The sequence below is a fragment of the Metabacillus litoralis genome, from assembly GCF_020524045.1.
Lineage (GTDB): Bacteria > Bacillota > Bacilli > Bacillales > Bacillaceae > Metabacillus > Metabacillus litoralis_C.
On the sequence record NZ_JAIVKL010000022.1, the window covers coordinates 1 to 18,089 of the forward strand.

19 protein-coding genes and 1 riboswitch are annotated in these 18,089 nt (G+C 34.0%); of the genes, 17 read left to right on the plus strand and 2 right to left on the minus strand.

Going from position 1 to position 18,089, the window contains the following annotated elements; translation table 11 throughout:
* Positions 1 to 350 precede the first annotated feature (350 nt).
* Complete coding sequence (locus LC076_RS21230) at positions 351 to 1,208, minus strand: formate/nitrite transporter family protein (RefSeq protein WP_226671154.1); 858 nt, start codon at positions 1,206 to 1,208, stop codon at positions 351 to 353.
* A gap of 516 nt (positions 1,209 to 1,724) precedes the next feature.
* On the opposite strand from LC076_RS21230, the gene LC076_RS21235 reads away from it, so the two are divergent.
* The 6 genes from LC076_RS21235 to LC076_RS21260 all read left to right on the plus strand — a co-directional run bounded on the left by LC076_RS21235 (position 1,725) and on the right by LC076_RS21260 (position 6,569).
* Positions 1,725 to 2,246 carry a hypothetical protein gene (locus LC076_RS21235; protein WP_226671155.1) on the plus strand — a complete coding sequence of 174 codons (522 nt, stop codon included), beginning with the start codon at positions 1,725 to 1,727 and terminating at the stop codon, positions 2,244 to 2,246.
* Complete coding sequence (locus LC076_RS21240) at positions 2,246 to 2,779, plus strand: hypothetical protein (protein ID WP_226671156.1); 534 nt, start codon at positions 2,246 to 2,248, stop codon at positions 2,777 to 2,779. Before LC076_RS21235 ends, LC076_RS21240 begins: the two co-directional genes overlap by 1 nt.
* Before the next feature lie 501 nt (positions 2,780 to 3,280).
* On the plus strand, positions 3,281 to 3,820 hold the full coding sequence (locus LC076_RS21245; protein WP_226671157.1) for a sigma-70 family RNA polymerase sigma factor: 540 nt from the start codon (positions 3,281 to 3,283) through the stop codon (positions 3,818 to 3,820).
* Positions 3,813 to 4,067 (plus strand): DUF4179 domain-containing protein, encoded by a 255-nt coding sequence (locus LC076_RS21250; protein WP_226671158.1) that lies wholly within the window; start codon positions 3,813 to 3,815, stop codon positions 4,065 to 4,067. The genes LC076_RS21245 and LC076_RS21250 overlap by 8 nt, the downstream gene beginning before the upstream one ends.
* 6 nt (positions 4,068 to 4,073) lie before the next feature.
* Positions 4,074 to 5,228: a conjugal transfer protein TraF gene (locus LC076_RS21255; RefSeq protein ID WP_226671159.1), complete on the plus strand. Its 1,155-nt coding sequence runs from the start codon at positions 4,074 to 4,076 to the stop codon at positions 5,226 to 5,228.
* Positions 5,229 to 5,552: 324 nt separating this feature from the next.
* Complete coding sequence (locus tag LC076_RS21260) at positions 5,553 to 6,569, plus strand: hypothetical protein (RefSeq protein ID WP_226671160.1); 1,017 nt, start codon at positions 5,553 to 5,555, stop codon at positions 6,567 to 6,569.
* 196 nt (positions 6,570 to 6,765) lie between these two features.
* On the opposite strand, the gene LC076_RS21265 is transcribed toward LC076_RS21260, so the two are convergent.
* Positions 6,766 to 7,635 carry a helix-turn-helix transcriptional regulator gene (locus LC076_RS21265; protein ID WP_226671161.1) on the minus strand — a complete coding sequence of 290 codons (870 nt, stop codon included), beginning with the start codon at positions 7,633 to 7,635 and terminating at the stop codon, positions 6,766 to 6,768.
* Positions 7,636 to 7,746: 111 nt separating this feature from the next.
* Here LC076_RS21265 and LC076_RS21270 point away from each other — a divergent pair, with 111 nt between their 5' ends.
* The 11 genes from LC076_RS21270 (at position 7,747) to sipW (ending at position 17,717) form a co-directional block, all read left to right on the plus strand.
* Positions 7,747 to 8,853, plus strand: coding sequence for a glycoside hydrolase family 88 protein (locus tag LC076_RS21270; protein WP_226671162.1), 1,107 nt, complete (start codon positions 7,747 to 7,749; stop codon positions 8,851 to 8,853).
* Between the two features lie 261 nt (positions 8,854 to 9,114).
* The gene (locus LC076_RS21275; protein WP_226671163.1) at positions 9,115 to 10,266 is read left to right on the plus strand and encodes a DUF2264 domain-containing protein; all 1,152 of its coding nucleotides are present in this window, start codon (positions 9,115 to 9,117) and stop codon (positions 10,264 to 10,266) included.
* 429 nt (positions 10,267 to 10,695) lie between these two features.
* Positions 10,696 to 11,163, plus strand: a complete 468-nt coding sequence (locus LC076_RS21280) for a DUF4064 domain-containing protein (RefSeq protein WP_226671164.1) — start codon at positions 10,696 to 10,698, stop codon at positions 11,161 to 11,163.
* Positions 11,164 to 11,500: 337 nt separating this feature from the next.
* Complete coding sequence (locus LC076_RS21285; protein WP_226671165.1) at positions 11,501 to 12,070, plus strand: sigma-70 family RNA polymerase sigma factor; 570 nt, start codon at positions 11,501 to 11,503, stop codon at positions 12,068 to 12,070.
* Complete coding sequence (locus tag LC076_RS21290) at positions 12,067 to 13,137, plus strand: DUF4179 domain-containing protein (protein ID WP_226671166.1); 1,071 nt, start codon at positions 12,067 to 12,069, stop codon at positions 13,135 to 13,137. Before LC076_RS21285 ends, LC076_RS21290 begins: the two co-directional genes overlap by 4 nt.
* Before the next feature lie 120 nt (positions 13,138 to 13,257).
* Positions 13,258 to 13,467, plus strand: coding sequence for a hypothetical protein (locus LC076_RS21295; protein ID WP_226671167.1), 210 nt, complete (start codon positions 13,258 to 13,260; stop codon positions 13,465 to 13,467).
* 52 nt (positions 13,468 to 13,519) lie between these two features.
* Positions 13,520 to 14,281, plus strand: coding sequence for an RQC-minor-1 family DNA-binding protein (locus LC076_RS21300; RefSeq protein ID WP_226671168.1), 762 nt, complete (start codon positions 13,520 to 13,522; stop codon positions 14,279 to 14,281).
* A 1,051-nt stretch (positions 14,282 to 15,332) separates the two neighbouring features.
* A complete protein-coding gene (locus LC076_RS21305; RefSeq protein WP_226671169.1) occupies positions 15,333 to 15,911 on the plus strand; it encodes a TasA family protein in 579 nt (192 codons plus the stop codon).
* 127 nt (positions 15,912 to 16,038) lie between these two features.
* Complete coding sequence (locus LC076_RS21310; RefSeq protein ID WP_226671170.1) at positions 16,039 to 16,605, plus strand: TasA family protein; 567 nt, start codon at positions 16,039 to 16,041, stop codon at positions 16,603 to 16,605.
* Between the two features lie 141 nt (positions 16,606 to 16,746).
* On the plus strand, positions 16,747 to 17,130 hold the full coding sequence (locus LC076_RS21315) for a hypothetical protein (protein ID WP_226671171.1): 384 nt from the start codon (positions 16,747 to 16,749) through the stop codon (positions 17,128 to 17,130).
* An 8-nt stretch (positions 17,131 to 17,138) separates the two neighbouring features.
* Positions 17,139 to 17,717: a signal peptidase I SipW gene (gene sipW / locus LC076_RS21320; protein ID WP_226671172.1), complete on the plus strand. Its 579-nt coding sequence runs from the start codon at positions 17,139 to 17,141 to the stop codon at positions 17,715 to 17,717.
* A 206-nt stretch (positions 17,718 to 17,923) separates the two neighbouring features.
* Positions 17,924 to 18,008, plus strand: a riboswitch (cyclic di-GMP riboswitch).
* The last annotated feature ends 81 nt before the right edge of the window (positions 18,009 to 18,089 follow it).

Here is an 18,089-nt window from a genome sequence, read left to right on the forward strand (position 1 = left end):
CATGTATACCACACCACCTATAATTAATACATTAATTATATAACAAGAAAAAGGTATTCAATGAGAAATTCATCGAATACCTTCACAAAATTATAATTGGAGACTTTTTCAGTGGCCTCTCCTCTGCACCCGCAGGAGTCGAGTGTCTTCCGCTCCATTCCACTAAGTTCTTTAAAATAGTTTCCAAAATCTAAAAATCTATTAAAGACAGATAATAAAATCCAGAGTTATAAGGCGAATGATTAATTGAAATATCGCCTTATAATTCTGGTTTATCATGAGTTTAAATACTTATTTCCAGCCTCTTTTATTGATTAAGTAATTCAACATTTGGGCTAGAAAAGTAAGCTTTATTTAATATCATTTTCAATATCATCTTTATAAGCAAAAGAGAACAACAATGAAACCATAATAGCTCCACCAATAATATTACCAATACTAGCAGGAATCAGGTTATATAATAGAAATTGATACCAGCTATAGGTGTCATTGGTGAATATCCCAATACTAAAGTACCCCATGTTTGCTGCACTATGTTGAAAATTTCCTGCAACGAATAAAGTGACAGGGAGTAATGTACCGATAATTTTACCTGTGATATCACGGGCAGCGGTTGTAAGAAATGCAGCCATACCTATGAGCCAGTTGGCAAGAATACCTGAAATAACTATCTGGAAAAATCCCCATGTTCCGTCTGCTAAAAAAGACATTTTATTTTGGTTGATATAGGTGTTTAATTCCTGGTAAAACTCCGGGGAAAGTGATTTCGATAGTATAATAAGAGTTCCAACGAATAAAGCTCCTAAGATATTTCCACAGTAAGTGGCTAACCAAAATTTTAGAATTTTCGTGCTCATAATGGAGGGCTTTTGAAATACATAGCTTGGTAGTAAAACGTTGACCTCAGTAAAGAGAATTGCTCCTGATAGAAAAACCATGGCATATCCTGTTGCAAACCCCAAACCTGCCATCAAATGAGAAAGACCCTTTATATCAATCCCCATGGAAAGTAAGACTGAAAAAGCAGCACCAAAGGCCATGAATGCCCCAGCCTGTAGAGATAAAATAAATTGTGAATTCGTTTTACGATTAAGATGGTCCCGACCCTTTTGACTAAAATTATGTACAATTTGAGCTGGGATAAAATATTGTCGAGATGGTTCATGGATTGCTTCATTTTCTAGTTTTTTTGATTTATTTTCATTCATAGTATGACTCCCTTTGTTAGTCTTTTAATCTTCTATACCCTATAGTGCGTTTGTCTTAACTTGATTACTTTATTTGAAATGAAGATAAGACATATAAGACATATAAGACTGTTGAGAGCTCAGATGGGTCGTATTGAAGTACTTAAATATCTATTCATTCAATTATACTAGAATATAAAAACGTCTAAAGCTCTTGATAGTTAGGACTTTAGACGTTTTTATGATATTAGGAATTAACGATTTTTTGTACACCGAGAGTACTTTTGGATAATTCTAAAAATGTGGTAAATACTAGTGAAAGTGGTTCAATTGTAGAAAGTAATTTCCCTGATTTTATGGGATTGGCCATAACTTAAACAATATGGTATGGTCATCCAGTTAATTGGTTTGGGGAATGTTTGGTTGGTTTCAATTGCAACCAGAACCACTTACAATTTATGTATGAATATGCTGATTTTTGAAGCGTCACGCGTACAGACCTTCCACTGATTACGCATACGCTGAAGTAGTAGGGGCATGATAAAAACATATAAAAATATACGATGGAAAGGACATTTTAAAGTGGTAGTCGTGATATTTCTCTTTTTAGCATGGTTCTGTATTATGGTTCAAGTGAGTCTCTCAAAGAAGCTACCATTGTCTGTTAACTTCCTTTTGTTTATGGCCATTGATGCTATCTTAACAAACAAACTGACGATTTCCGCGTTCAACCTTAATCTATTCAAAATTAACACAAATAGTATTCCCCACTTCCTGTCTATGATTCTACACAACGATTTCACTGTTACTTTTGTTTTGCTTACCTTTGCTAACGTCTTTCTAACGACCTCTAAATCCAGTATCCGCTGGGGAATATCAATCTATACGTTTTTGTTCCAAATGTTCATCGGAGTGATGCTTCGATGGAATCACGTACTTACTGATAAGGGTTGGAATTTCTTTATGGAGTCAATGATGATCGTGATTGTTATGACTTATACAATTCTTTTAGGAAGACTTTTTCAACGAATGGCATCTAAGGAAGGATGGATTCGCTGATGGAAAACATCGTTTATGATAATCAATTCAATGGGAATGAGTGGTTCGTTATCGCTGTAGGTGTCATTGGTTTTGCATCGATTTGTTTATTTCCAAAGCGATATTCTCCTTTACAAACAACTTTTAACATACTCATAGGCATTGCATTCGGTCTAGTTTTTGATCATACGTTAAAGATACCTCCACTTGAACTTTACGATTTGGGAGATCAATCAAAATATCAATTGATGGATATTTTTTCTTATATGATGTATGCGCCCTTTGGTTATTGGTTTATTTATGGGTATGAACAGATGCGGATGTTCAGAATAAAGATGATTGGCTATATTCTTATTTGGGCTATAATAGCTGTTGGGTTAGAATGGCTGGGTGCACAGATAGGTGTATACCATTACAAACACGGTTACAAATTGATTTATTCTTTCCCCATTTATCTTTTCTTGATGAGTCTACATTTATTTTTGTATCGTATGGCTTTTGCACAAGATAGAAGGCAGTATAATAGCAGCTGTCCAGTTTGTAACAAAAAATGATTTTTCTAAGACTGTATACCATTATTATTTGATCTAAATGTAAATGATCACCAGAAAACTTCTGTTTTTCTTCAGAATGTTCTTCAACCGGGTTTTGCCAATGTCTAATATCTTTAAGAATAACGCTGATCAATTGACATGAATGAATGAGGTTTCTGTAAATAAACCCCAATACTACTGGCGATTTAGTTAAAGTTACATAATGTCTTTACATTTTTCTATTGTAAGTCAGTGATAATCTACTCATACAAACTTCCTTTCATTTATTTTTAATGGCTGTTTTCGCAAGCTTTGTTGCTTTTCAATACCCGAAGCAATCAGCACTGTATTAAGTCTAGTGGCATCTTTTCTTCATAAAATAGTACCCTTATAGTGAAAAAACACTGTTCTTACTCCAAATTTTTTTTCATAGTAACAATCGTTCAGAAAAGAGCCTTTTTAATTTTTGAAACTTTTTCTAAGGATATCTACCACTAACAGTTGAAGGGAGTTGAAGAAAAGATGGAGTTAAAAAATGATAAGCTCGTTAAAAAAGCAATAAAGGGTAATAAAAAAGCCTTTGAACAGCTGATTAAGCTTCACTATGATCGAATTTATCGAACTGCATATCTTTATGTGCAAAATGAAGAGGATGCCTTGGATGTAGTTCAAGATGCGACATATCAAGCTTATATTAGTATTCGTTCGTTAAAGCAACCGGAATATTTCATGACTTGGTTTACCAGAATCGTCATTCGTTGTGCTGGTCAAATCCTAAAGAAAAGAAAAAATGTTGTGCCACTAACAGAAGAAACGTTATCTAAGTTAACCGTAACAGATCAATCAGATCATGATGATGCGATACATCTTTTAAATGCAATTGGAGACCTGAAAGAAAATTACCGTACCGCCATTATTTTGTTTTATTACTATGACTATTCTATTAAAACGATTAGTGAATTGATGGAGATTCCCGAAGGAACGGTCAAAACTTATTTGAGTAGGGGAAAAGCTAGTTTAAGAAAATCGTATAAAGAAGAGGAGGACAAATGCCATGGATAACAAGGAAATAAAAGGTGCAATTGATCAAATAACAGTGCCGAAAGAGAAGGTATTTAACGCCATTGATAAAGGCTTACAAAAGTCTGAGCAAACTAGAAATACGAAAAAGAAGGTTCTTGTTAGTTCTGTTGCTGTCGCTGCTCTTCTTGGGATAACTGTCGCTTCTGGCTTTTTTAATCCTACCATGAACAAAGTATTAGCAAAAGCTCCTTTAATTGGTGGGATCTTTCAAGAGTTTGATGATTAAATAGGAATGGAACTGGCGAATCAGGATGCAGTGACAAATTTAAATCAGTCTTTAACGAAAAATGGAGTGACTGTAAAACTAACAAGCACTTACTTTGATGGAAATGTTGTTTCAATAACCGGTTTTGTAGATAAAAGCGTTGAAAAAGGAGATAACGAAAAAGGTGAAGTTAGCTTTGATGTAAACTTCGAACATCATAAAGGGGATAACGATCCGTGGCTTAATGGCAAGTCAATAGACGTTAAGAAAGTAGAGCAAGGATATAACTTTCAATGGAAAATGAATTATCCATATAAAACGTTAAAGGAGGATGAATTTACTCTTCCTATAACTATTCATTATATAAACGGTATAAAAGGTGAATGGAAGTTTAATATTCCAATTCAACAGGAAAAAACTAGGACAACATCTATTATGAAGGAGAAAGAATATCTAGAGGATGATGTTCAAATTAGAATAAAAGAAATTGATACCGCAAAAGCGTCATCTTCACTTATTTATGAGACTGTTCAGAAATACAAGAACGATGATATTTACATACAAAAAGCAGTTGATGATCAAGGAAAGGTATATAGGTTTGGAAATGGAACAATGATTGAGGAAATGGTACAAGAAGAAAGATATCGTAGTACTGTGAGAAGTGAGATGACTAAACTAAATAAAAACGTATCTTCACTAACTTTTTATCCAATGCTTTCTGTTGCAGATCCAAATGTGCAACAATTATTGAATGAAAAAACATTCACATTAAATAGTGAACGATTCAATTTAGGCTTACAAGTAAATGAGATAAAGAAAAAGGAAAATGAACTTGTCATAGATTATCAATTTACAGGTCTCTCAAAGAAATTGAGTGAACATGAGCTTGATTTGTTTGAAAATAACTTACAATATGAATTGTTGTTAGTAGATAAGAGATATATAGATAAAATTAATCCTGAAAATCCAGTACCACCTAAAAATCATAGCATCAGTCTAAATAAAGTGAAAACGATCGATAAAAAGACAGCTCACTTTCAATCTACATTCAATTTAGATGGAGAAGAAAAAATCATGGACTTTAATCTTGAAAATACAATTCTACAATTCAATTTCTCGAGCTTCTTCCCAGCTAAGGAATTACAACCATTTACTGTTGAACTTCCAGTGGATAATAAATAATCTCAGTAGCTCTTTTGTGAAGATACCCACACTGTGGAAGGGGAGTACATGGTATAAAGTATATAACCCTTAAAAAAGCCTAATCAAAAAAAAGATTAGGCTCTTTGTTTATAAAGAAATGATTTTTTGAACAGAGCTTTTTAGACATCTCAAGAAGATATGTAGTAATGGAGTAATAATTAAATAGTATTTTCTAGTATTGAAACAGCTATATCCCAATCTCCGTATATGTATTAAAGTAGAATAGTAAATATAATCAATCAAGGTTGAAGTAATCTATAATCAATTTAGTTCATTACATCATAAGAAAAGGGAGTCACAGAATTGGATAATTTAACTATTATTTTTATAGGTGTAGGATTTGTTTTATTACTTTTGTCTTTAATTCTATTATTATCAAGGATCGTTAAGAAAAATTTAAAAATTTCTAAGGGTATAGTAACTCTACTGTTAACTGGGTTTATTTTTATCATTGTTGGTATTGGGTTAATGGTACCTCATTTGCAGAATAATATACCAAGTGCAGTGTCTAAGGAAGAGCCAGTAAATACAACGATGGAAAATTCAAACGAAAAAGAAGCAGAAGTAGTTAATGATGAAATTGAGCCACAGAAGATTGCTAGAAACTTGGTCAAACAAGAGATGGCAAAACAAGTTGGATTAAAGAGCTGGGAAATTACTGAGAATAAAGTGACATCTGATCAGATTGTCAATAACATTGCTGATTATGATAAGCCAGTAGGAGATAAGAGAATCGTATGGGTTTCAGGTAATGTAAAAGCTACATCTGAAGATGATATCACAGGAAACGTTGGCTATGAGCTTGAACTCTATCAAATGAAGGACGACGACAAATGGTATATTGGCAAGCATATGGGAGTGTTAATCGACCTCGAAGTCACAGAGAAACCACTAGTAGAGGAAGATGAGAAATATTTTAGTAATAGTGAGGAATTGCCGTTTCCAGAGGAATCTAGTCAACCTGAAGAAGAGAAATCCATTAATGCAGCTAACGAAGAACTTGAATTTGCAGTTACTGATTTACTAGGAGCTTGGCAATGGAATGATGGAGAAGATTTCTACATGATTTTAAGGGACGATTTCACCTATAGTTATATTGAAGAAAAAGCAGGTTTTGTATCTGAAGGAACTTATACTATAGAGAAGGTTAACAACCAATTTAAGGTTACTGTTCAATATACCACTGGTGAAAATGATAGTGTCATGTTTATTGATTTAATTGATAACAATCATCTTGAAGGTAATGAAGATGGATACAGTTGGAAAGCAACGAGGATGAATCCTGCAGAAGCTGAGGGATTCTTAAAGAGGATAAAGTAGCTTACTCTTTTTTATCAAATACTTTTTATGGATAGGTGTTGAATAAGTCATTTAACGGTGAGTTGTTATTCTCCTTAATAAAACCAAAGAAACTCTGACCTGTACTAAGGATTCAGAGTTTTTTTAACGTGAAAAGTTGATCATTTGGTTGGAACTAAAATATTGATTTCTGTCATTCTTTTTACTGAAAATTGGGTTAGATCACTTGATGCGAAAGTCTATACTGATGTGGTGTTGTTCCAATTGTTTTTTTAAATATGTGGATAAAATAAGATACATTTCCAATCCCTACTTGTTCGCCGATTAGTTCAACAGAAGCATTTGTCATTTGTAGTAGGTGACATGCTTGCTTAATTCTACGAACAGTTAAGTATTCTGTTAAGTTACTGCCGGTTTCGCGCTTGAATATCCGAGAAACATAGGCCTTTGATAAATGAAGCTCAGCTGATAGCTTCTCTAGATCAAAGGTTTCCATGTAGTGATTTTCGATCCAGCTCATGATTGTTTCTGAATATCGAAGTGGACGTAATTTAGTATGCTGATGGGAGGGTTCTAGTGCTTGAGTGTTGACACGAATGCAAGAGAGGATTTGCATAAGAAAAAGCTGACCATCCTCCTCCCAGTTATTCGTTGTAATGGATGAATCAAAGGCTTTAAACATCTCAGCAACATACTCAAAACGATCTGATAAATCAAAAGCTTGTTTTTCATCTACACCATTTTGTAATCGATGAAATAAGGTATGGAGCCCTGGAAATGAGTGTAGATTTTTCCCTTGAGAAATTGGATCAAAATGAAGGATGCTACGTTCATATGGAGTTTGATGTGATACTTCAACATGTACTTTATGTAATTGAAAGGGCTGGAAAAAGAAAAGCATCCCTGGTTTGATATCGTAGGTTTGTTGATTAACAATAACACGTCCTTGTCCACGATGAACAAATAAAAATTCACAGCCTTGATGCCAGTGGTAGAATCCTCTAAAGTTGTGATCTGATATTACACGATAAATCCAATGAAATGGCTTGATATCATCAAACAAAATTGCTTCAAATAAACGATTCATCCTACCCCTCCTAAAGAACAACAGAACAACATTATTAGTTATTATACAACAACTTTTCACATATGAGCGAAGTTATACTTATAAATAGAAACGCAAACTAGGAGGGAAATCATGTATAACTTAAATCAACAAGAACTATTAAAAAAGCTTGAAGCAAAAGTTGAGCGTATGGTCGATCAAATCGGAGATAAATCACCACATGTAGCGAGAGCGGACGGAGTGTATGACGATATGCCTCATGCTTGGTGGACATCAGGATTTTGGCCAGGTATGTTGTGGGTTCTTTATGATATGACAGACAATGAAAAATTCAAGAGTGCTGCGATGGATTGGGATGAGAAATTGCAAAAGAGCATTTCTGAGCATAAAATGGATCATGATGTTGGCTTTCAGTTCTTACTAACTGCTGTGTTAAAACATGAGATTCTGAAAAGCGAGAGTGGATTTGGCATTGGATTGGAAGCATCAAACTATTTAGCAGGTCGTTTTAACCCTGTTGGGAAATTTATTCGTGCTTGGAACGGGGATAAAATAGGTTGGGCGATTATTGATTGTATGATGAATCTATCTTTATTATTCTGGGCAAGCCGTGTAACTGGAGATCCACGATATAAACAAATTGCGACTCTTCATGCAGATACAATATTACAGCATGGAATTCGAGAAGATGGATCAGTTTGTCATATTTTATCATTTGATCCTAATTCTGGTGAGTTTATTGAATCTATTGGTGGTCAAGGTTATGCATCTGATTCTGCGTGGAGTAGAGGAAATGCATGGGCGATTTATGGGTTTGCTAATACGTACCGTCATACAGGAGATTCTCGTTATTTACAAGCAGCCAAAAGAGTTGCACATCATTTTATTGCTGGTCTTCCATATGATTATGTTCCATACTGGGATTTCCGGTTAAATTCAATAGAAAATGAACCAAGAGATAGTTCTGCTGCTTCGATCGCTGCTTCAGGGCTGCTAGAAATTGCAGATATGGTACCTAGTAATGAAAAGCAATTATATGCAAATGCTGCAACAAAGATATTAACCTCTTTAACTGAAAATTATGGAACGTGGGATCAACCAGAGCATCAAGGAATCTTGGTTGGAGGTACAGGAAATAAGCCAGTTGATGAGAATATAAATGTGTCGCTCATATATGGCGATTATTACTATGTTGAAGCGATCGCTAAGCTAAATGGTTGGAAACGACGGATTTTTTAATTTTTAGGCTATGTTAAAGCTTAATGTTGATTTTTAGCACTTTGTTGATTGGAGTGAAAGGCATGAGACTCCTGCGGGAGAAGCGTGTCAAAGGGAGACCCCACAGGTGCTTGCGCCGAGGAGGCTCCCGGACCTAGGAAAAAAGGTACTTTTTTCCCGGGAAAGCGAATGCCTGTAACGGAAATCAACAACAAAGTTTAACAGAGCCAATTTTTAAAAAAGAGTTTCATAGAAATCCATATAATAACTTGGGGGGATAAGATGGTTTCGTTACAAACGAACGACCGAAAGTTCTGGCTGGATAATATGTTAAAAATAGCAGATCCAGTTCTTCTTGCCTTGAAAAATAGAACATTAAAACAAGACATGCCAGTAGAAATGAAAGAAGGAACGTCCCGTGAGAAATTTTCACATCTTGAGGCATTTTCTCGTTTATTAGTCGGAATGGCTCCCTGGTTAGAAAGAGAAAGTGAAGATGAAGGTGAAGAAAAGCTACGTTTAAAGTATGTTGAACTTGCTAGAGAAGCGATTGATGCGGGAACAGATCCGAATTCACCGGATTACATGAACTTTGCAGATGATTTTCAACCTATTGTTGATACGGCTTTTCTTGCTCATGCAATCTTAAGAGCGCCAAACGAATTATGGGAAAAGCTTGATGTTAGGGTTCAACAAAACGTGTTACAAGCGATAAAAGCTACACGTACAAGAAAGCCTGTTTTTTCTAATTGGTTATTGTTTTCTGCCATTATCGAAGCGTTTTTTTACAAAGTGGGGGAAAAAAGCTGGGACCAGATGAGAATAGATTATGCAATCAATCAGTTTGATCAATGGTACTTAGGAGACGGAATCTATAGTGATGGACCAGAATATCACCATGATTATTACAACAGCTTTGTGATACACCCTATGTTAGTGGATTTAATTGAAACAGTCGGAGATGAATATCGAGAGTGGGCAGTTCTTAAGGATACGATTATCAAACGATCTCAGAGATATACTGTGATTCAGGAGCGTACGATTTCACCTGAGGGAACTTTTCCACCAGTCGGCAGATCTCTCGCTTATCGATTTGGCGTATTTCAATCTTTGGCTCAACATGCACTTCGAAAGGATTTGCCAAACGAACTTCCTCCTGCCCAAGTGAGAAGTGCTTTAACAGAAGTGATAAAAAGAACTCTCCAGGCGCCCGGCACGTTTACGGAATCCGGTTGGCTCACAATTGGCTTTTGTGGACATCAACCAGGAATAGGTGAAGGGTATATTTCCACAGGGAGTCTTTATTTATGTACAACAGGATTTTTACCATTAGGATTACCTAGTTCAGATCCATTTTGGAGTGATCCACCAATGGAATGGACATCAAAGAGAGCTTGGTCAGGGAAGGAGTTCCCTATAGATTTTGCGTATTAACGGATAAAAGATAGGGGCAGGTACCTTCGCCATTAAGAAAAAAGATCGGAAATAAGACAGTAATCTGTTACGTTATTTCTTTGTTCATTCATAAGTGTCATTTTCTTGAAAATATGGAATTTCCATTTATCATTTTGAATAAGCACTTTGTTTTCTATGAGGCTGGGAGATAACTTAGTGAATAACAAAAATTCCGAACGAAGTAATAGCTTAGCAGCTTAGCGGACGAAATATATGTAGACTCTGCTGGATGTAAAGCACCGACTAGACCCCACAGTGCGTAGCGCGAGGAGGCGCTTTCCAGCTTCCCGCGGAAAGTGGAGTATATTTCAGGAGCGACGTAACTACATCTACAACCATTGTTCGGTTTCTATTTTGTTAATATACTTTTACCAACCTCATAGAAATAACTATTCTAGGAGTGGGGAAATGAATAGAACACCTGAAGTTATATTAGGGTTGATAGGGATTGCTTCATTTATCCTAATAAGCTTATTAGGAGTAGTGGGAACATGGTTGGTATACATAGCAGATGATTTCTTAAGTCCTGTTAAAGAATTTATTGTTATGATATTAAGTATGGATCAAGGCGGTTACACAGATGAAGATGTTACAAACGTATTTTTTCCTATTAACCTTACATTTAAAATGATTTTTCTATCATTAGGGATTATGGCATTTATTCAAGCAGTATTAGGAGTTATTGCTGTTATAGCGTTAAAAGGTAATAATCATCCTGTTTTTGCGGGTGTTTTGTTGTTAATTAGTGCTGTTGTAAGTGGTGTGATTACTTATGGAATATTTCTTATTGCAGGAGTCTTCTATATCATTGCAGGAATAATGTGCTTTTCTAGAAAGCCCAAAGGTATTACAGATTCAAGATTTGTAAAGTCGTAGTGTTCATTATGATGTGTTCGCAAGGCAACCGACCTTTTAGAGTGGGTTGCCTATTTTTGTTGTTATCGATGATTTTTGAATGCGATCAATCAAAAAAGAATTTTACGAGATTTACTTCATAAAGGAGTAAGTCTCTTTTGCTTTTTCTCATAAATCAATAAGAAGGAATAAGGTACAATTAAATACGGAAAAATTCTCAAGTAGTCTGGTGAAAAAAATTGCACCTGAAAATATTAAAAGAAAACCTCAACAAAAAATAAAAAAGATGAGAGAAATTCAGATTATTTTCGTTATATAAGATATACACGTTTTTGAAATGAAGCAAGGGGAGTTGTACATGAAGTCTACTGATCGAAATTTTATTAAACGGCTGCAGCGTCAAAAAGAAGATGCTTTAGAATTTATCGTTGATGCTTATTTACCAGTGATAAAAGGAGTTACATATAAGGTTCTTTCACCGCTTGGAAATGAGGGGCTGATCGACGAGTGTGTAAATGATGTTTTTCTTGCGATATGGAATCATTCGAAAAAGTTTCAAGGAAACTCTAGTGATGATTTTAAGAAATGGATTTGTGCGATTGCAAAATATAAAGCGATTGATTATTACAGAAAAGCTAGTAAAAAGGTAGAGTATACGACCGAATTCTTGGAAGCGAAACTAGAGTATTCTGCAGAAGATGAACTTGTATTGATGGAGGATAAAGAAGAATTAATACAATTAATTAATCTGCTAGAACCTATTGATCGTTCTATTTTTATCATGAAGTATTTTCTCGGCTTAAAAACGGAAGAAATAGCTGCCAAGCTTCAATTAACAAGTTCATCGATTGATAATCGGATTTATCGTGGAAAGAAAAAGCTATATAAAAAGGCCCTAAATCTTAATATAGGGGGGAGTCTTGTATGAAGGATATTTATGAGTTATTAAATGATGTTGAAATAGAAGCAGATGATTTTGCAGAAATGGAAGTAAGTGAATTTGAAAAAGCAAAATTGAAAAATAGATTAAAAAAATCACTACCACAAAAGAAAAAAGCGATGGGTTGGAAAAGAAGTGCTGTAGCCGCTGCCATCATAGGTTTGTCTTTCGTTACTGTTGGTCTAGCATTTCCGGCATATGCTGCTAATATTCCGATAGTAGGAGATATTTTTAGATTTATAGATGGTGGTAAAACAGGGGTTTTTGATGAATATAAAGAAAATGCAACTAATGTAGGTATGTCTAAAGAAGGTCAAGGGATAAAAGTTACTTTAAATGATGCAATCTTTGATGGGAAAACTGTTTCAATTACTTATGAATTTGAAAGTGAACAGAATTTAGGAGATGCTCAAGATTTAGATAAAGAACCGTTTGTTGAGCCGTTTTTGATCATTAAAGGAGAACAAGGATGGACAGGTTCTTCCAAACTATTAAAAGTAGATAAACATCATTATGTTGGTATTACCTCTGCTACGACTAATCAATTTGAAGAAAAAAAAGAAATTAACGTAGAGTTGCTTATGCCTAGTATAAAGATTAAAGATAAAAATGAAGTACTTAATGGTAATTGGAATTTCAATCTTGATTTGAAGGCAACGAAAAACAATGTACAACAGGTTGAGCAAAATTCAAAACAAGATGGAGTGAATGTAGAGGTTAGCAAAATCACAGTTACTCCGATGTCGTTCATCGTCTATTACAACAGCCGAATTATTTTTGATAGTATTAAACAAAAGTATCCGAATGTCGAAGTTGATCTTGAAATAAAAGATAATCTAGGGAATTCTTATTACGGAGAAATTTATGGTGGATGGTCAGATGATGAAAAGAATGTTCAGGGATATAGCAAGACGTTTGAAAAATTAGATGCGAAGGCAACAAAGCTTATCATTACTCCTCACTTAAGATTATCTAAAGATGTGACTAAAGATGGCACGTTTGTTGGTGAAGAAACATTCTTAATGGAAGACATTATTGTTGATATGAAGAAATAACGGGGATAAATATTGAACGAATAAAACTCATTTCTATCGAAACTGAGTTTTATTTTTTATGGAAAATTTCACGAGATACATAATGTCTTGATATAATTTGTATAAAAAAGGGGTATGATGATGGCAACTAGAAAAAATGATGCTGCTTGGGCAGAAGCAAAGAAGCGGTGTCGGTTAAATCAGAATGATATTCAAATGGCAAAGGAACTTGGTATGTCACCTGAAAGCTTGCTCAAAAACATTCCTTCACCTAAACAGCAATGGAAAGCACCTGTTAAGGATTGGGTTCACGATTTATATGAAGAGAAATTTGGGAGTGTTAAAAAGTGAGGAGTTCGAAATAATTGCTCCGAATTAGTAATGTTATGTGAGGTGTTTATTAATGAAAACCAAAGAAAAAGACCGTTTATCTACAGAAGAAATAAAAGCTATTTTAAGAGCAGCTGATGAAATCATAGCTGAAGGAGGACGTACACTTCTTGCTAAAATTTTAAAAGGCTCACGAGAGAAAAAGGTTTTACAGTTGAAATTAGATACAAATCCAAGTTACGGGTATTTCAAATCGGAAACATTAGAAAACATCATGAAGAAAATTGATTGGATGATCGATTATGATTTCTTAGATATTCATTACAGTGGAAAACTACCGATGATCGTTTTTACAGATAGAGGTTGGGAAATCGAGTCTGATCAACGTACAGACGAATTATTAATGGAATGGCGAGAGTGGCTGAAACAAGATAAAACAAGCCCGGATATGAGTTATTTAAAAGATAGAAATAGATCAATGATTCTACTATTTATTGAAAAAGTGAAAGAAACGAGAGATAGAAATTTCATTCCTTATTTAAAGTTGTGGAAAGATATTGAATACAAAAAATTAAAAGTGGCTATCAACCAAACAATCACTTCATTGGAACTGGAAGAATTACTGGATGAGCAAATCATTGAAGAAAGAATGAGATCTATTGATGAAGCTTTAAAAGGTGCTCCGCCTGAAGATCTTTTGTTAAAATGCTGGGAATGTGGAGATCGTTTTACTTTTAGTATAGGAGAGCAACAGTTTTATAAACAAAGAAGGTTTGAGTTACCCAAAAGATGTACTAGTTGCCGAGAACAACGGTATGAAGAATATATCATGTGATTAACTTGGAAAATGTTTGTTTAATATCATGCTTAGTATGGGCTATTGCCTAGTATATGTTATATGAAGTAGGAGCCAGATTCGGTTTCTACTTTTTAAGTTGGAGTAAAATTGGGAGGGGTAATTAAAATCGAAACAACAACCACGTACGAAAATAAAAGCTGCTATAAAGAATAGAGTAAATGTAATATTTAGGAAAAGTTAACAAAAAATTATAAAGATAATGTTAATGTAATGTAATTTCTTTCATTCTATGGAAAATGGTCCTAAAGCGAAGGATCAAGGATAAGGCATCCTATTTTAATTAGGGATTTAGTTGCATTTAAGGTATGTTTACTAGCTAAAAACGAAATCTAGTAAACAGTAAGAGAGGAAGATGGTCCTAAGGATTTTGTTTAGGAACGACAAAATGAACTATATTAATTATTAAGATTTTTTTAAAATTGTGAAGATAATGTGAATAGAGTCAATAAAGAATCAAATATAGGAAAAGTACATTTTCAATGAGAGAAACGGCTTTGTGTATATGATAGAATGCTATTTTGTTTTAATTACTAGTGAGTTACATAAGTTTGAAAACTATTCATTTTTAATAAAAGAAATAAAAGAATGATTGGTAGAATGCAGTGCTAGTAACGCTTACGTCCAGTATATTTTAATAGTATTTACCAAGAAATTAGCTTAAGTAATGCTAGTTTGAAAGTAAATTACAAGTAAATATTGTTTACTTAAAATTAACACAAAATGGATCATCCTAAGTTATTTGAAGAAAATAGAAGGAAATTAGAGAAAACGGTCCTCCTGGATGAATAATTGTCAATTTTTAAGGTTTTCCATGTGATATAGAAATTTCTATAATTCAGTTGTATTGTTCATTATTAGGAACGTTTAATTCTTTCGAAAGAATATTTTATCATCAATAGTTTTCTAGAGAAAGTGAGAAATCACTCACTGTTTCTAGATAAACTAAAGACATACATATGGAATTAATTAGAGCTGATCGAGTCCTTAGAAAAAGTATTCACAAAAAGATTATGAGGAGGAAAAGAAAATGAGTATTAAGAAACAATTAGGTTTAGGAGTAGCAACAGCTGTGTTAGGGATTGGTTTAATTGGTGGAGGAACGTTTGCCTATTTTAGTGATACAGCAGAAGCTAGTAGCACTTTTGCTGCAGGGACGTTAGATCTTGCAGTAAATCCAGAAGTTATTATTGATGTTGACGACTTAAGTCCAGGAAGCTGGATGATTCGTGCTTTTGATTTAGAAAACAATGGATCGTTTGACATCACTAAAGTCCTTTTGTCAACAAGCTATCAAGTAGAGGATGCAATGGGAGACAATACAGATGATTTTGGAAAACATATTCGAGTGAACTTTCTTGAAAACAATGATAAGAGTGAAAGTGAACCTAATGATATCATTTACTCAACAACATTACATGAATTAAAACAGATCACACCAGATGCTGTTGAGAAAAATGTTATTGGATATGAAAATGAGATTAGTGGATTACCAGCAGGTACAAAAGATACTATGTATGTCGAATTTGAATTTGTTGATAACGGAGAAGACCAAAACCAATTTCAAGGTGACAAGTTAAAACTTAATTGGTCGTTTGAAGCTAGATAACTATTTTTCCAATGATGAAGAGAGAAAAGTGCTTCTCTCTTCTAGTATTTTATGGAGGAAATTCTAGAAAACTAGTTTTTCATCATAAGATTAAACTGGTGAAAATCTTATGTATGGAGGAAATAAAATGAGCATGAAGAGAAATCTAGTCATGAGTTTTGCAACAGCGGCATTGGGCTTGAGTTTAATAGCTGGAGGTACAGTCGCGTATTTTAATGATACAGAGTCGGCAACTAATACATTTACAACAGGGGTATTAGAGCTCGGGATTAATAAAGATGTCATTTTGAACATTGAAAACCTAGTGCCAGGTGATACAATGCATGGTAACTTTGTGCTTACTAATGATGGAACAGTTGATATGAAAGAAATTATTCTACATTCTTCATATGAAGTAGTTGATAATGGCGAGTCCAATCATGGTGATGACTTAGGCGATCATATAATTCTGGAGTATATATATAACGTATATGATAGGGAAAGAGTTGTCTTTAAGAAATCGTTATCTGAGTTAAGAGATAACCCTCAACAAATAATGGAGAAGTTCCCAGCAGGAAGTAAAGAGGGGAAATTTGCCGTTGAATTCAAATTTATTGATAATGATGATGATCAAAATCACTTCCAAACCGATGAATTAAAACTTAACTGGAAATTTGAAGCTGTTCAAAGAGATGGAGATCAAGATCTTCAATAATGTTGAAAGCCAATAGTAAAGCATTAAACGAAGGAGATGGTCTTCTCCTTCCAACTCTATTTATCTATTCATAAACACATAAAGGATATTATGAATTTATGAATAGATAAATGTTGAAATGAAGAAAGGGTGGAGATCGTTTTGAAGAATAATCACATGAATAAATATAAATCATCAACTATTTACTTTTTACTCATAAAAAGTTTGTTCATTTGCTATGTGTTGATCATAACTACAGGGTTCTTAACTTCGAATACTGATGCGTATTATAGTGATGACAAGTCAATGAACGGAAGTATGACTATTGGCACTTGGAGTAATGAAGAAAGTGAACGGCAAGGAACAGATAATGAAACGACAGAATTAAATAAAGAAATTGTCAATGATAATGAAGAAATTAAGTCTGAGCAGAAAGTAAAACCTTTACAAGCAAATGAATCCATGAAAGAAACTAGACTATTTGAGGAAAAAGAAACAGAACCAAAAATACAAACAGAGAACACCAATCAAACAATAAATAAATAGGGAGGGGAATGAAGTTGAAAAAACGTAGTCTCTTAAAGTTTTTGAATACAATGGTCACAAGTATACTTGTTGTTTTATTAGTGAGTGTAGCTGGAATCGTCATTTCAACAAAACTTACTAATGGTCAACCAGAGTTGTTTGGTTATCAATTGAAGACAGTTTTATCTGGATCGATGGAACCAGGGATTGCAACAGGTTCGGTTATTGCTGTGAAAACTGTTGATGAGGAAGAACGAGTTAGCCTTAAGCAGGGTGATGTTATTACTTTCAAGGAAGATAATAAATTAGTTACCCACAGAATTTCAGAGGTGAAAAAAACAAGTAGCAGTGTTCTTTATGTAACAAAGGGGGATAATAATGATGCGTTAGATTCAAACCCAGTTTTAGCAGAAAATGTTCAAGCAGTGTATAAAGGATTTACTATCCCAAATCTGGGTTATTTTATTAATTTTACACAATCTCCTAATGGAAGTATTTTCTTTATGATCGTACCTGGGATCTTGATACTAGGATACTCTATACTTTCTATTTGGAAAACGTTAAGACAGTTAGAAGATAAATATAAAAATAATACATTACCTCGCTAATTATGTGAGGTTTTTTCACTGATTTGATGTGTTGGAAATTCTGATAGATAAAAGGTAGAACTCTTTGAAGATGAAGGTAAAGTAAAAAGAGTTCAAAGTGGACTTTTAGGTCAAAACTCTTATAATAAGTATATATAGATAGTTTTCTTGTGATAAAAGAACTATGAATATTCAAAAAAATTCCTAATGATAAATAAATATTCCATATTTGAAAATGGCAAACCTATCGAAAGTTAGGGACGCAAAGCCACAGACCTAATACAGAAATGTTATGGTAGCTGGGTTACCGAATAAGATGGCTTTTTATGATAAGTCCACCTTTTTGGGTGGGCTTTTTTAATGGTGTATTTTTAAATGAGTGAATGTTATTAA